Genomic DNA, 15,465 nt, shown 5'->3' on the forward strand with positions numbered 1-15,465 from the left:
CGGAGCATTTTCCCAATCGCACCGATTCGCCTAACGGCCCTACCCCGGACTTTGGAGACCGCTTCCGGGGGTTGAATGACGCTCAAAAGCACTGGATTCACTTCTGGAAACTCTTTGACCTATCAAGCTGTTCCTTCAAACAGTTTCCCTTTGGCTTAAAATACCCAACCGGGCGCCTGGTGCATCGGGCCGAGCCCTTTGTCCACCGAAAAAAGGCCTTGGAAGACTCTCCAAAGCAGTCCGAACACTAAAAAAAGTGGTCCGCACACCGAAAAAAGTGGTCCGGATACTCAGCCGACCAAAAAAGTAGCGTTTGAACCGCTCGGAATTGTGTTTCAAGTGCTCCGCTGTGTGTTTGAAGTGCTCGGTTTTGTGTTTGAACTCGTCGGTTACGCGTTTGAACTGCTCGGTTTTGTGTTTGAACTGCTCGCTTGAGTGTTTGAACCACTCCGCCAGGTGTTTGAACTGCCCGGCTGAGTGTTTGAACTTGTCGGTCCGGTGTTTCAACTAAAAACGACGGACTTGGACATTTTCTAGTTAGGGTTTCTAGTAAGGGCTTCACTTAGAGTGAAGCCCTTACTGGCAGGCTGGACTGAAGCCTTACTGGCAATCCACTGAATAGCGTGAAGCCCTCCGCTGGTGTCCATTTTATTGAGCAGGTGACTTGGAGTCACCTACTCAATAAGCTCCATACTTCGCGTGAAATCCTCACTTGCCAACAAAAAAATACGTACATTTAAGGACAATCAAGAACCCCTAAAACAAACCGTATGCCAAGCAAAACAACTGGTTTTTTAGTCCTATTCGCCTTGTTTTTCTCCTGCCAATCCAAACAATCCGTAATTGATCAATCGACCGTCAAGCAGTTGGATTTGGATCGCTACCTGGGAACCTGGCACGAAATTGCACGCTTTCAGCATTCGTTTGAAAAAGACCTGGTGGGCGTTACCGCCACCTACTCGCTGCGCGACGACGGCAAAATTAAGGTCGTCAATGCCGGTTATAAAAATACATTGGATGGCCCCTACAAAGAAGCTGTGGGTAAAGCCAAAATTCCGAATCCGGATGAGCCCGGTCAATTGAAAGTGGCCTTTTTCCTGTTTTTTTATGCTGCATACAATGTGCTGGAGCTGGACGAGGATTACCAGTACGCCTTAATTGGAAGTTCCACTCCCGACTATTTGTGGATTTTAAGCCGCACCCCACAGCTGGATGAGAAAACCTACCAACAATTGGTTGATAAGGCGGCTGCGCGAGGCTACGACACCAGCAAGTTGTTCAAAGTACCACAAAACCAACCGGCTAAACCGTCCGAAAGTTGATCCGGCTTCCTGAAAAAACCGTTAACAGGCGCAACCTTTACCGGCAAGGACAAACAAGCCTAAGCATCGCAAACGAAAATTACTTAACTTTGGAAAAACGCTCTAAAAAACTAAAATCATGAGATCAGGCCTCATCTACACGCTCATCTTGCTTTTCGCATTTTCATTCGGAAGCCAGGGACAGGAAACCGATTCAACCCGGGTAAACCCGAAGAAGCTGGTTTACAAGCTTAACATCATGCAGAACATTATGCCGGCCACTTGGCGCCAAACCAAACAAGCCTTTCAGGAGGCCGACAGTTTGAAGGCGGATTTGTTTCTGATCCACATGAATACCTACGGAGGAACGGTGATTGACGCCGACTCCATTCGTACCAAAATACTCAACAGCCCCATTCCGGTATACGTTTTTATTGACAACAATGCCGCCAGTGCCGGGGCCCTGATCTCCATTGCCTGCGACAGTATTTTCATGCGTCGGGGCGGCTCCATTGGCGCGGCCACCGTGGTTAATCAAACCGGGCAACAAATGCCGGACAAATACCAGTCGTACATGCGCTCGACCATGCGGGCCACAGCCGAAGCGCATGGTGGCGACACCATTATCAGCGGACAGGACACGACTTTTCGCTGGTTCCGCGATCCTCAGATTGCCGAAGCCATGGTGGATGAACGTGTTTACATTCCTGGCATCATCGATACGGGCAAAGTACTCACCTTTACCCCCAGCGAAGCCATGAAACACGGCTATTGCCAGGGAATTGCCAACAGTGTTCCGGAAGTTCTGGAAATGGCCGGAGTAAAAGATTATGAACTGGTGGAATACCGCCCTACGTTCCTCGAGAAAATCATTGGTTTCCTGGTTAACCCGATGGTTTCCGGCTTACTCATAATGGCCATTTTAGGCGGTATTTATTTTGAAATGCAAACGCCGGGCATCGGTTTCCCACTGATAATCGCCCTAGCCGCAGCCTTTGCCTATTTCGCCCCACTCTACCTCGAAGGATTGGCGGCCAACTGGGAAATCATGATTTTCATCGTCGGACTTATTCTGATTGCGCTCGAAATCTTTGTCATTCCCGGCTTTGGCGTGGCCGGACTACTCGGAATTACACTGAGCTTCACCGGCCTGGTGTTGAGTCTGATTGACAACATCAACTTCGACTTTGACGGCGTACATCCGGACAAAATCCTGACGGCCCTCACCACGGTTATTGTGGCCTTGTTCGGCGGGTTTATGCTCAGTCTGGTCATCAGTAAAAAGTTGTTTACCGCCAACTCGGGAGCCTTTAAAAACCTGTCGCTGCATTCAACCCAGGAAAAAGAGCAGGGATTTGTGGGCGTTGACACCAGCTTTATTCATTTGGTGGGAAAAACCGGAACCGCTTACACCGTTTTACGCCCTTCGGGAAAAGTGAAGATTGATGGTAAAATATACGATGCTGTTTCCAGCCTGGGCATGATTGACCGCGGCGATGAAGTTGTGGTCATCCGCACGGAATCGGCCCAGCTCTACGTTGAAAAAACATCTTAAAATATTGGTGGGAGTAGCATCAGCCAGACAAAAGCCGATACTGCTCCCACTTTTCTTTCCTCCAGCCTGCCCCCCCCAACAAGCACAACACTTCCACAAAAATAAATAGCTGAATACCTTAAACTTTTTAGCTGCTGAACTCCTTTTAAAACCGAAACAATTCTAATTTTGTTTTTACTATAAATCGAGGACACGTGATGATTGATTTTATAATAAACTACCTGAATGAAGTTATTTATTTACTGAACGAGATGGCTCCCTGGCTGATTCTGGGCCTGCTGTTTGCCGGCTTGTTAAAAGTATTCTTTCCGGAAGAGAAAGTTACCCGTTACATGGGGCAGTCAAACACCAAGTCAGCGGTCAATGCGTCGTTACTGGGGATTCCGATGCCCCTGTGTTCCTGCGGAGTGATTCCAACAGGCATCTCCTTTTTTCGAAACGGAGCTTCCAAAGGAGCCACCAACTCCTTCCTGATTTCGACACCCCAAACCGGCGTTGATTCCATCTTTGCCACCTACTCCATGCTGGGATGGCCCTTTGCCCTTTTGCGCCCCATCGTAGCTTTTGTAACCGGCATTGTTGGCGGGATTTTAACCAACTGGCTGGTGAAAGATAAACCTGCCGCCCCTAAAAACCCCTTTGCCGGCTTTAAGCTCGACACCGAAGCAATGGGCAAAAAAGGCGGATCGGCCAGTGGTGCCAGCTGTCAGGATGAAGCCTGTGGCTGCCATGAGCAACCGGCTCGTCAGGGAAATACCTTTATGCGAGCCACTCACTACGCCTTTATCGAATTACTTCAGGACATTGCCAAATGGCTGATCATCGGCTTTTTGCTTGCTGCGCTGATTTCCGTGGTTCTTCCCGACGACTTTTTCAGTCGCTTTCAGGGCTGGGGCATCCTGGAAATCCTCATTATTCTGGCCGCCTCTATTCCGCTGTATGTGTGTGCCACCGGGTCCATCCCCATTGCTGCCGTATTGCTTATGAAAGGCGTTTCGCCGGGAGCCGCACTGGTTTTCCTGATGGCCGGACCGGCAACCAATGTGGCCACCATGACCGTAATTGGCAACACCATGGGTCGCAAATCGCTGTTTGTTTACCTGGGAACCATTATTGGCGGCGCAGTTTTGTTTGGACTGCTCACCAACTGGCTCATCCCATCAGACTTGATCCTAAGCCATATTGTGCATATTCATGAACATGGTGAGCATGAAATGCTGCCTGAATGGCTGCAGGTTTCCTCTTCGGTTTTATTGGTTGGCTCATTGATTTTTGGTTATTTTTACGAGCGTTTTGAGAAAGGCAAAAAAGTTCCACAGGTAAATATGACAAAACTAAAGGTAGAGGGCATGACTTGTTCGCATTGCGAAGCCAGCGTGACCCGCAACCTGTTGAAGCTGGAAGGTGTGGACGAAGTTTTTGCCAATAAAAACACATCAGAAGTTCAGGTCAAAGGAACAAAAATCAACCTGGACGAGATTGAAAAGATCATTAACGAAATTGGTTACCAATACAAAGGAGAAATTTAATGTCGATTCTTCAGCTAGCACTTACTAGTTTAAGCAGTTTTCCGCTGCTGGCAACGGCCTTTTTGGGCTATCAGCTTTTACGCAACGGGCAAGGCGCTATGGGTACACCCAGCATTAACAGCTGGCTTTTTTACCCTGCCAAGTTCACCGCAGGCTTCTTACTGTTTATTTTACTGCCAGCCAGTTTTTCATCCTCGTTTTTCAGCTATTTCCCCTGGCTTATTCAAAACGAAATTCCGGAGGTTCAGCAATTGCTTGCCCTGATTTTCCTACTGGCAGGTAACTTACTGCTTATTCCGGCTTATTATACCATGAGCATTTTTACGCGCGTGGGGCTGCCCACCAAAGACCATGCTTTGCAAACCAGTGGCATTTACCGCATCAGCCGGAATCCGATGTACACCAGTTTCTTTTTCTTTTTCACCGCCTGCTTTTTGCTTGTGCCAAGCATCGGTGTAGCTGTCTTTAGCCTGTTTTCGCTGTTCGCTCACCATTTAATCATCCTTAGTGAGGAAAAATACATGGCTTCCAGTTTTACCAGCGACTACCAACAGTACTGTAAACAAACAGCCCGTTACCTCTGATTGAAACGCTTCACAGTTTGCAGCTTTCCGGGCTGACCGGATTAGCTGTTGGCTGATTGCCTTTCGCTCAAAAGAGAACGAGCTGTTCACTTCCAAAGGAATCTTTCCCTAAGATCCTATTGCTTCAAAAGATAGCTGCGAAAATCCTTAAAGTCTTTGCTCATGGCAACCGACAGTTTTTCGCGCTTCATAAATTCTTCCAGTTTTTCGGGCAGACGAACTTTTCCTTTACCGATAATTTGCTCAACGGTTTCGGTAAACTTGGCCGGATGCGCTGTTTCCAGGAACACTCCCACTTCGCCATCCAGCAAATCTTCTTCCAGGGCTTTATAGCCTGTTGCTCCATGCGGATCGGTCAGGTACCCGTATTTGTGGTAAACCTCACTCAGCACTTCCCGAATTTGCTCGTTTGAATAGCGGTAGCCATGCATTTCAGCCTGAATAGCCGCATGCGAATGATCATACAAATCCAGGATTCGCGCAAAGTTACTGGGATCACCCACATCCATGGCATTCGCAATGGTTGCAACAGATTCCCGTGGCTCGTATTTTCCGCTCTTCAAATAAGAATAGACAATGTCATTTTCATTATTAGCTGCCACAAAGCGCTTGATGGGCAAACCCATTTTTTTGGCAAACAAACCAGCTGTCAGGTTCCCAAAGTTGCCACTGGGTACCGAAACCACCAGATCTTCCGTCATGCCTCGTTGCCGCATGCGCGCATAAGCATTGAAGTAGTAAAAAGCCTGTGGCAGAAAACGCGCGACATTGATCGAATTGGCCGATGTCAGTGTCAGGCTGTTTTTCAGCTGGTCATCCAGAAAGGCCGTCTTGACCAGGCGCTGGCAATCATCAAAATTTCCTTCAACTTCAAGGGCCGTAATGTTTTGCCCCAAAGTGGTAAATTGTTTTTCCTGAATATCGCTGACCAAGCCTTTGGGATACAACACATACACATGAATGCCCGGAACGCCCAAGAAGCCATTGGCAACAGCACTTCCGGTATCTCCTGAAGTCGCCACCAGTACATTCACCCTCTCTTGCTTGTCTTTTAAGAAATAAGCCAGCAAACGGGCCATAAACCGACCACCCACATCTTTAAACGCAAGTGTTGGGCCATGCCACAGCTCCAGCGAATAGATGTTATCATTGACATGAACCACCGGGCAGTCAAAGTTGAGGGTATCATCAACCAGGGCTTTGAGGTCAGCTTCCGGAATATCTTCACCAAAAAATTTCTTGGCCACTTCAAACGAGATTTCCTGAAACGTCAGGTGGTGAATCGTTTCAAAAAAAGATGTTGGAAACGGCTCAATCCGCTCGGGCATAAATAGCCCTTTATCATCGGCAAGCCCTTTAACCACTGCGTCTTTCAGGGATACTCCTGAAATGGTTTTATTGGTACTGTAATAATTCATTTTTGTTAGATGTTAGATGTCAGACACCAGACATTCGATTTTAATTTTTTTGATTCCCAGAACTTGAAACCTGGAACTTGAAACCTGGAACTTGAAACTAAGAAGCTGCTTACCTTTTTTGCTGCAGTAAAGCCCGCATAAATTCAGCACCACGAAGCAAGCCATAGCTTCCGGCTTTTACACTAAACTCATCATAGGTTTCCACCTGATCGCCTTCAACTCCCGGTTTGTAAATTAGAAATGGCACCGGATCTTTGGTATGCACTGTTGTGGCACAAGGCGTAGGATGATCGGGTAAAACAGCAATGGTTACCGGCTCTTCCATCTTGGCGGTTTCTTCCATCAGGTATTTCACCACCCGTTGATCCAGGTACTCAATTGTTTTCGTTTTCAGCTCCACATCACCTTCGTGTCCGGCTTCGTCACTGGCTTCAATATGCAGGTACACCAAATCATGGTCAGCCAAGGCATCAATCGTTGCCCGGGCTTTTCCTTCGTAATTGGTGTCGTACAAACCCGTGGCTCCTTCAACCTGAATGACCTTCATGCCGGCGTACACGCCAATTCCCTGAATGAGGTCGACCGCGGAAATTACCGCCGACTTTTGAATGCCAAACAAATCGTTTAAGGTTGGCATTTGAGGTTTGTAGCCCGGCGACCAAGGCCAGATGCTTGTTGCCATTTCCTTCCCTGCCGCTTTTCGTTTTTGATTGACGGGATGGTCTGGCAAAATTTCCATCGACCGGGCAATAAGCTGATTCAGCAATTCGGCTGTTTCGTCAGCCTGCTCGTCGGTGGCTTTTATCAAATGTTTTTTGAAAGGTTGCCCCGGAACATCATGGGGTGGCGTACAGTCCATTTGCTTCTTTCCACCTTTAATGACCAACACGTGCCGGTACGACACGCCTTTGTGAAAAATGATTCGTTCCGAGCCTAACTTTTCATTCAGAAAATCGATCAATTCGTGAGCTTCCTCACTTGGAATATGTCCAGCCGAATGATTCTTGATTGTTTCGTTTTCAACCGTCAGCAAGTTACAGCGTAAGGCCAGATCGCCTTCTTCGAGCTGCACTCCCATGCTTGCCGCTTCCAAAGTTCCGCGCCCCTCATAAACGCTGGGCACGTCATAGCCCAGCACCGACAGGTTCGCAATCTCACTTCCCGGGTGCATGTGCTCCGGAACGGTAATCAATTGTCCGCAGCATCCGCGCTTGGCCAGTTGGTCAATCATTGGGGTTTTGGCCAGCTGCAATGGAGTTTTCCCACCATAGTCAGCCAATGGCTCATCGGCCATCCCATCGCCTAAAACAATAATGTACTTCATAACCAAACTGGTATTTAGATATTGGAAACCCGGATAATATCGGCAAAAACACCGGCAGCAGTTACCTCAGCACCAGCTCCGTATCCTTTAATAATCATCGGAAACTCATGGTAACGTTCTGTTGTAAACATCACCAGGTTGTTACTGCCCTGCAGGTCGTAGAACGGATGGCCCATCCCAATCTCCTGCAAGCCGACTTCCGCCTGTCCGTTTTCATATTTAGCCACAAAGCGCCAGCATTTATTTTCGGCTTCAAGTACCTTGCGACGCTCTTCAAAGTCTGCATCCAGACCGGCAATGCCCGTCCAGAAGTCGTCCATGCTTCCGGCAAAAAATTCATCCGGAATGAACTTATTAATGGTAACATCATCCTTGTCAATCCGGTAGCCCGACTCACGAACCAGAATCAGCAGCTTACGAACCACATCAATCCCACTGAGGTCAATTCTCGGATCAGGCTCTGAGTAGCCTTCTTCTTTGGCCATCCGAATGGTTTGACTCATTGGAATATCAGCCGAAATGGTATTGAAGATGAAGTTCAGTGTTCCGGAAAGAACGGCTTCAATTTTTTGTATTTTATCACCGGCATTCACCAAATCATTCAAGGTATTTATAATTGGCAAGCCGGCACCAACGTTGGTTTCAAACAAAAATTTAATGCCTTTTTGCTTGGCTATTTTTTTCAGCTTTAAGTAGTTATCATACTCCGAAGAGGCAGCAACCTTGTTCGCCGTAACAATGGAAACATTGGCATTCAACAGGTCGGCGTACAAATCGGCAGCATCATTGGATGCCGTACAATCCACAAAAACCGAGTTGTAAATATTCATGTCAACCACGGCCTGCTTATAAGCTTCCAAGCCTGAAGTTTGTCCATCGGCATCCAAACGTTCTTTAAATGACTCGATGTCAATTCCATCACGGTCAAGCAACATCTTTTTGGAGTTGGCCACTCCCACCAACTTCAGCCTCAGGTGTTTTTCCTTCAGCAACTTCTCCTGTTGCTGCTGAATCTGCTTCAGCAAGTTTCCTCCTACCAGGCCGATGCCCAGCATAAAAATATTTACTTCAACATTTTCAGACAGGAAGAACGATTCGTGCACCACATTCAGCGTTTTCCGCAAGTCTGAATCTTTCACCACCCAGGAAATGTTAAGCTCTGAGGCGCCCTGCGCAATGGCAATAATGTTGATCCCGTTCTTTCCGATGGTATGAAACAGTTTCCCGGCAATGCCTGTGGTGTGTTTCATATTTTCGCCCACAATGGCCACAATCGAAAGATCGCTTTCCACTTCTACATTGCTGATTTGCTCCGCGGCAATCTCACGCTCAAATTCAATTTTGATGGCTTCCTCGGCCAATTCAGCCTTGAAAGTATCCACCGCAAAAGAGATGGAGTTTTCGGACGAAGCCTGCGAAATCAAAATAACATTGATGTTTTCGCGTGCCAAAGCGCCAAACAAACGCATGGAGATACCGGCAACACCCACCATTCCCAAGCCCTGCACGGTAAGCAAGCTGATGTTGGAAATCGATGAAATCCCTTTAATCGGCCGATCCTTGCCATTGGATTGACTTTCGCGGATCAGCGAGCCTTCAGCCTCTGGTTTTAAGGTGTTTTTTATCTGAACCGGAATTCCTTTTTGGTAAACCGGCAGAATTGTTGGCGGATAAATGACTTTCGCCCCAAAATGCGACAGCTCCATTGCTTCGGAATAACTCAGCGACTCAATGGTGTAGGCTTTCCGAATCACACGCGGATCGGCGGTCATGAAGCCATCCACATCGGTCCATATTTCCAGCACTTTTGCATTCAGTGCAGCGGCAAAAATGGAAGCGGTATAATCCGAGCCACCGCGTCCAAGGGTTGTGTACTCGTCGGCGCTGTTGGAAGCCACAAAGCCCGGTGCCACACAAACACCTGAAAAATCATTTAATGCAGCCTGTATGCCACTATTTGTCAACTTAAAGTCAACCATGGCACGGCCAAACGCACTATCGGTTTTTATCAGCTGGGAAGAATCAACCCACTCGGCATCATCAATAAACTGGCTGATAATGTAAGAAGACAATCGTTCGCCAAAACCGCCTATTTTATCCATCGTTTTGGGCGTCAACTCGCCAATCAGGTAAACGCCGCGGACAACTTTAGACAATTCATCGAGCAACTTGCTCACTTCCTCTTTAACTTCTTCTTTTTGGTCACCAGAAAATAAAGCTTCGACAACTTCTTCGTGTCTTTCCGTAATTTCGGTAAGTTCCGTGTTGAAATATTCCGTTCCCATGACGGCCATTTTCGCTGCGTTCAATATCTTGTCAGTAATTCCGCCTAAAGCAGAAACCACGACGATCACATCGTCCTGCTGACCTTTTACAATCGACTTCACCCTTCGGATGTTTTCAGCACTTCCAACGGAAGTACCTCCAAATTTCAACACTTTCATACCTTTATCTTGATAATTTGCTATTCTATTCCTGATTCTAACCGTTTGTGATTAGCACAAAAAAAAATCCGGATGAAGCAGTTTTCGCCTCATCCAGACCTGACTGCAGTATATGCTATTTTTTTAAACTTCTGCAGCAGCCGTAGTTACTGCTTCAAAAATTTTGGTCTCCAATTCATGAGCCAGTTCCTGGTTGTCGCGCAAGATATTTTTCACCGACTCACGTCCTTGGCCAAGCTTGGATTCACCATAGCTGAACCATGATCCACTTTTCTTAATGATGTTGTAGTTCACGCCTAAGTCAATAATCTCACCAACTTTCGAGATTCCTTCGCCATACATGATATCGAACTCTGCTTTGCGGAACGGAGGTGCCACTTTGTTTTTGACCACCTTCACACGTGTGTGGTTACCGATTGCATCTTCGCCATCTTTAATCTGTCCAATCCGACGGATATCCAACCGAACCGAAGCGTAAAACTTCAGCGCATTACCACCGGTTGTCGTTTCCGGGTTACCGAACATGACTCCAATTTTTTCACGCAATTGGTTAATGAAGATGCAGCAGGTTTTGGTGCGGTTAATGTTTGCCGTAAGCTTACGCAAAGCCTGCGACATCAAACGCGCCTGTAAACCCATTTTGGAATCCCCCATTTCACCTTCAATTTCCGCTTTCGGAGTCAAAGCTGCCACCGAGTCAATCACAACAATGTCAATAGCTCCCGAACGTATCAGGTTATCGGCAATTTCCAAAGCCTGCTCGCCATTGTCCGGTTGCGAAATCAACAGTTCATCGGTGTCAACGCCCAGTTTTTGCGCATAGTAAGGATCAAAAGCATGCTCCGCATCAATGATTGCAGCAATGCCGCCTGCCTTTTGGGCCTCAGCAATAGCGTGGATGGCCAGGGTTGTTTTACCCGACGATTCCGGGCCATAAATTTCAATGATCCGACCTTTAGGAAATCCACCAACTCCCAAAGCAATGTCCAGTCCGATTGATCCGGAGGAAATTGCCGGGACATCTTCAACGACCCGTTCGCCCATCTTCATGATTGAACCTTTGCCGTAACTTTTTTCAATTTTATCCATTGTAAGCTGAAGTGCTTTCAGCTTTTCCTTATTCACATTTGAATCTTCTTTTGCCATGCTATTCTAAGTCTAACGCTTTGATTATTTGATTTGTGTGATCTTTTGTTTTTACTTTCTGAAAAACTTCTTCTACAATTCCCTGCTCGTCAATGACGTAGGTTGTGCGAAGTACGCCCATGTATTTCCGTCCATACATATTCTTTTCGCCCCAAACACCATAGGCCTGCAGAATCTCCTTCTCTGTGTCTGCAATTAGGTTAAATTTAAAACCAAATTTATCGGCAAATTTCTTGTGCGATTCTACCCCATCCGGGCTAACTCCAACCACCTCGTAGCCTTTGGCAATCCAGGCATCGTAGTTATCATTCAAATTACAGGATTCAGCCGTACAGCCGGGAGTATTATCTTTAGGATAGAAGTATAAGATTAATTTTTTCCCTTTAAAGTCCGATAATGAAATTGTTTCATTGTTTTGATTAAGCCCCTTGAAATCAGGAGCCGCATCACCTTTTTGCAACAGTCCCATACTTTTTTTTTATTTAATTAGACAAATATACTTGAATTAATGATAAATATCAGATTAATTTCGCGTGAAAAGCTAACAAAAACTAAACAGTTAAAGAAAAATTAGCTTTCAACTATTTTTGTAATTTTATATCGAAAACGATTTAACAAATATGCGCCAAGACATGATATCATTTTTGAAAACAACTGCCTTTCTTTTATTGTTTGTGCTTAACCCCGGTTTATTCGAAAAAACGGTTCATGCCCAAAACGACCCCGAACAACAAGCCAAAAACCTGGTTGAAAACGGGCAATATGCGGAAGCCATTCCATACTTTGAGGATTTGGTTCATCTTTATCCTCAAGACAAAATGTTAAACTACTATTTAGGCATGTGCCTGGTTGAAACCGAACAACTCAACCAACAGGCTCAAACCGCATTGGAAACTTCCCTTGGTGAGAAAACGCCCGTAATGAGTCTTTACTACCTGGCACAATGCTACCATGCGAAAGACAATTTTTCGGAGGCGATGAATTACTACAACCAGTTTGACGATAATGCTCGTAGAAAGGAAAAGAAAAACACCAAACTGGAAGAGTTGAAAGCCTTATGTGAACAAGAAATCAATCCATTTTCAACACCTGAAGAAGAGGACGAAGCGGAACAAACAGAACCAACAACACCGATTGAGGAAGTTGTCGAGTTGCAACCCGAAGAAGTGGAAATCCCGGCAGGACTTGAAGACAGCCTGATTCATTTCCAGGTCAACTCTACGATAAAATACCTAAAAATTGACCAGTTCAACAGTGCCAGCTCGCTCCAGGCATTTGTTCGCGGCTGGCGAGCAGAGCAGGAGTTGCACAATTTGACCGAGGAAGCCAACCTGCTTCGTGCAAAATACAACTCAGCCTTTGCCGGCGAAAAAGAAGAAATTGCAAACGCCATACTCGCCCTCGAAAAAGAAAGCTACACCAAAAGCCAGCTGATTAACCAAAATTATACTCAGGCACGTTTGGGTGAAAAGGATTACTGGGCTCAAGCCAGCCCCGAGACCCGTCACGCCTTTAGCGAAAAGATACAGGCCATGGAGGACAGCATTATTCAAGCAAAAGAAGCCAAACGACTGGAAAAGCTGGAAGCTCAGAAACCACTTGTACTTCCGGATAGCCTGGTTCAAAATTTAACTCCGGAAGAACCGGCAGCTGTCAGCACCGGAGCTGTGTACAAAATTCAGATTGGCGCCTACAGCCGTACCCCTCCCGAGTGGGTACAACGCTTGTTCAAAAAGCTATCGGTTATCCGTCGTATTGATCAATACACCGATGAAAATGGTGTTACCGTTTACACTGTTGGCGAGCTAAAGTCCTATCAGGATGCCCTGCAAATGCAATCACAGGTGCGTACCGAAGGAGTTAGCGATGCATTTATTGCAGCCTACAAAGATGGAGAGCGCATCCCTCTGAAAGAAGCCCGCCAAATAACCGGCGAATAAAATCGAAAATCAGACTGCAAATCAACTGAATCTGTATTACTTTTATAGGAGTAAATAATACCAAGTCATGAAAGCGGAAGAGAAAATTGAGAAACAAACCAACAAGGATGAAAAGGAAAAGATAAAGAACGAACGCCTTCTCGTTCTTCATAACGATGATCATCATAGCTTTGATTATGTGATTGATGCCTTGATGAATGTATGCGAACACGATCCCGAACAGGCTACACAATGCACGCTTATTACACATTATAAGGGGAAATGTGATGTCAAGAAAGGAAGTTTTACTTATCTTAGTCCAATGAAGAAGGCCTTGGTGGAGCGAAAATTAAAAGCAACCATTGATTAAGCAAAAATAAATGACCATACTAATTATTTTGTTTCTCATTTTTCTGGGAATCCTACTCCTACTTTTGGAATTTGTTGTTATTCCCGGAATCACCATCGCCGGAATTGGCGGAGTCATTTTACTCGGAGCCAGTGTATATTTGGCCTTTGACGCTTACGGAGTCGTAGCCGGAATTTTAACCCTCGCTTTCGTTATCATTGCTGTTCCCATCATCGTATATCGCTTGTTTCAATCCCGGTCCGGGCAGCGCTTATTGCTGAATTCGGAAATTGACGGGCATGTGGATAAAATTGATGAGCTACAAATCAAGGTTGGAGACGAAGGGATTACCCTTGGACGGTTGGCCCCTACTGGCCGGGTTAAAATCAACAACCTCAACATGGAAGCTAAATCAGCCACCGGTTTTGTCGACCAAAATGTAAAAATTAAAGTCATTGAAGTATATAAAACACAAGTACTCGTTGAACCAATAAATCAAGAATAATGGAATATTTTGGAACTTTCGGATTAGTTGTCGGGATTTTTGTCCTGCTTATAATCATTCTTTATTTTATCCCAATCGGACTCTGGTTTTCAGCCTTAGTCTCAGGTGTTCGTATTTCACTCATGCAACTCTTCCTGATGCGTTTCAGGAAAGTGCCACCATCAGTTATCGTTCGCGCACTGATTGAAGGAACCAAAGCCGGCATAAAGTTGGATCGCGACAAACTGGAAGCCCACTACCTGGCTGGCGGAAAGGTGGACATGGTTGTTCACGCCTTGGTTTCAGCCGAAAAGGCAAACATCGACTTAACCTTCAACATGGCCACAGCCATCGACCTGGCCGGGCGTGATGTATTTGAAGCTGTACAAATGTCGGTTAACCCCAAGGTAATTGATACCCCTCCGGTAGCTGCCGTAGCGAAAGACGGAATTCAGCTCATCGCTAAAGCACGGGTTACGGTTCGTGCCAACATCAAGCAACTGGTTGGAGGTGCTGGTGAAGATACGATCCTGGCTCGTGTAGGTGAAGGAATCGTTTCCTCGATAGGTTCTTCCCATACCCACAAGGCCGTATTGGAAAACCCCGACTCAATTTCAAAAGTTGTACTGAACAAAGGGCTTGATGCCGGTACCGCATTTGAAATTCTGTCCATTGATATTGCCGATATTGACATCGGTAAAAACATAGGTGCCGGACTGCAAATTGACCAAGCCGATGCCGATAAAAACATTGCCCAGGCCAAAGCCGAAGAGCGCCGTGCCATGGCCGTTGCCTTGGAGCAGGAAATGATTGCCAAGGCTCAGGAAATGCGTGCTAAAGTAATTGAAGCTGAAGCGCAGGTTCCACTGGCCATATCAGAAGCTTTCCGTTCCGGAAACCTAGGCATCATGGATTACATGAAGTACAAAAACATTATGGCAGACACCTCCATGCGTGACTCCATTGCCGGCGACGAAAAAAGCAAAGGCAGAAAAAAATAAGCGTTAAATACCTGTAAGAAAATAGGTTGACTCATTCGAGTCAGCCTATTTTTTTGTTCTTGAATAATCCAATAATAAAAAAATGTTCTTCAGCATGTTTTTTAACATTGGCTTAACACATATCCAGCTTTCTCGATATATCTTTGTCGCAGATTTTATTTCATAAGTTTAGGTTTGATTAGTTTTATTGGTTTAGTTAGGTTAGAAAAGGGTAGATAGAGATCTACTCTTTTTTTTTGCTCAAAAGTGAGCGCTTCCCAAAAACATGTTTTCTAACATATCTTTAATGTTCACTTAACACATATTTGTGTTTTTCAACATATCTTTGTCGTAGATTTTATTTCATAAGTTTAGGTTTGATTAGTTTTATTGGTTTAGTTAGGTTAGAAAAGGGTAGATAGAGATCTACTC

At 45.8% G+C, this 15,465-nt stretch carries 13 protein-coding genes; 8 read left to right on the plus strand and 5 right to left on the minus strand.

Annotated elements, in window-relative coordinates; genetic code table 11:
* The first annotated feature begins 770 nt into the window (after window positions 1–770).
* The 4 genes from ACRD6K_RS04630 to ACRD6K_RS04645 all read left to right on the plus strand — a co-directional run bounded on the left by ACRD6K_RS04630 (window position 771) and on the right by ACRD6K_RS04645 (window position 4,969).
* Window positions 771–1,322, plus strand: coding sequence for a lipocalin family protein (locus ACRD6K_RS04630; protein WP_430972256.1), 552 nt, complete (start codon window positions 771–773; stop codon window positions 1,320–1,322).
* 118 nt (window positions 1,323–1,440) lie between these two features.
* The gene (locus ACRD6K_RS04635; RefSeq protein ID WP_430972257.1) at window positions 1,441–2,856 is read left to right on the plus strand and encodes an NfeD family protein; all 1,416 of its coding nucleotides are present in this window, start codon (window positions 1,441–1,443) and stop codon (window positions 2,854–2,856) included.
* Between the two features lie 197 nt (window positions 2,857–3,053).
* Window positions 3,054–4,385, plus strand: a complete 1,332-nt coding sequence (locus tag ACRD6K_RS04640; RefSeq protein WP_430972258.1) for an SO_0444 family Cu/Zn efflux transporter — start codon at window positions 3,054–3,056, stop codon at window positions 4,383–4,385.
* Window positions 4,385–4,969: a methyltransferase family protein gene (locus tag ACRD6K_RS04645; protein ID WP_430972259.1), complete on the plus strand. Its 585-nt coding sequence runs from the start codon at window positions 4,385–4,387 to the stop codon at window positions 4,967–4,969. The genes ACRD6K_RS04640 and ACRD6K_RS04645 overlap by 1 nt, the downstream gene beginning before the upstream one ends.
* A 116-nt stretch (window positions 4,970–5,085) precedes the next feature.
* On the opposite strand, the gene thrC is transcribed toward ACRD6K_RS04645, so the two are convergent.
* From thrC to bcp, 5 genes are all read right to left on the minus strand, one after another.
* The gene (gene thrC / locus ACRD6K_RS04650; protein ID WP_430972260.1) at window positions 5,086–6,387 is read right to left on the minus strand and encodes a threonine synthase; all 1,302 of its coding nucleotides are present in this window, start codon (window positions 6,385–6,387) and stop codon (window positions 5,086–5,088) included.
* Between the two features lie 109 nt (window positions 6,388–6,496).
* Window positions 6,497–7,711, minus strand: coding sequence for a cofactor-independent phosphoglycerate mutase (locus tag ACRD6K_RS04655; RefSeq protein ID WP_430972261.1), 1,215 nt, complete (start codon window positions 7,709–7,711; stop codon window positions 6,497–6,499).
* A gap of 14 nt (window positions 7,712–7,725) precedes the next feature.
* A complete protein-coding gene (gene thrA / locus ACRD6K_RS04660; protein ID WP_430972262.1) occupies window positions 7,726–10,155 on the minus strand; it encodes a bifunctional aspartate kinase/homoserine dehydrogenase I in 2,430 nt (809 codons plus the stop codon).
* A 123-nt stretch (window positions 10,156–10,278) separates the two neighbouring features.
* Window positions 10,279–11,301, minus strand: coding sequence for a recombinase RecA (gene recA, locus ACRD6K_RS04665; protein WP_299584466.1), 1,023 nt, complete (start codon window positions 11,299–11,301; stop codon window positions 10,279–10,281).
* A 1-nt stretch (window position 11,302) separates the two neighbouring features.
* Window positions 11,303–11,770, minus strand: coding sequence for a thioredoxin-dependent thiol peroxidase (gene bcp / locus ACRD6K_RS04670; RefSeq protein WP_299584420.1), 468 nt, complete (start codon window positions 11,768–11,770; stop codon window positions 11,303–11,305).
* A 163-nt stretch (window positions 11,771–11,933) separates the two neighbouring features.
* Here bcp and ACRD6K_RS04675 point away from each other — a divergent pair, with 163 nt between their 5' ends.
* The 4 genes from ACRD6K_RS04675 (at window position 11,934) to floA (ending at window position 15,054) form a co-directional block, all read left to right on the plus strand.
* Window positions 11,934–13,241: an SPOR domain-containing protein gene (locus ACRD6K_RS04675; protein WP_430972263.1), complete on the plus strand. Its 1,308-nt coding sequence runs from the start codon at window positions 11,934–11,936 to the stop codon at window positions 13,239–13,241.
* Window positions 13,242–13,308: 67 nt separating this feature from the next.
* Window positions 13,309–13,590, plus strand: coding sequence for an ATP-dependent Clp protease adaptor ClpS (locus ACRD6K_RS04680; protein WP_299584414.1), 282 nt, complete (start codon window positions 13,309–13,311; stop codon window positions 13,588–13,590).
* A 10-nt stretch (window positions 13,591–13,600) separates the two neighbouring features.
* Complete coding sequence (locus tag ACRD6K_RS04685) at window positions 13,601–14,074, plus strand: NfeD family protein (protein WP_299584411.1); 474 nt, start codon at window positions 13,601–13,603, stop codon at window positions 14,072–14,074.
* Complete coding sequence (gene floA, locus ACRD6K_RS04690; protein ID WP_299584408.1) at window positions 14,074–15,054, plus strand: flotillin-like protein FloA; 981 nt, start codon at window positions 14,074–14,076, stop codon at window positions 15,052–15,054. Before ACRD6K_RS04685 ends, floA begins: the two co-directional genes overlap by 1 nt.
* Window positions 15,055–15,465: the final 411 nt, after the last annotated feature.

The sequence above is a fragment of the Sunxiuqinia rutila genome (assembly GCF_050589705.1).
GTDB classification, from domain to species: domain Bacteria; phylum Bacteroidota; class Bacteroidia; order Bacteroidales; family Prolixibacteraceae; genus Sunxiuqinia; species Sunxiuqinia rutila.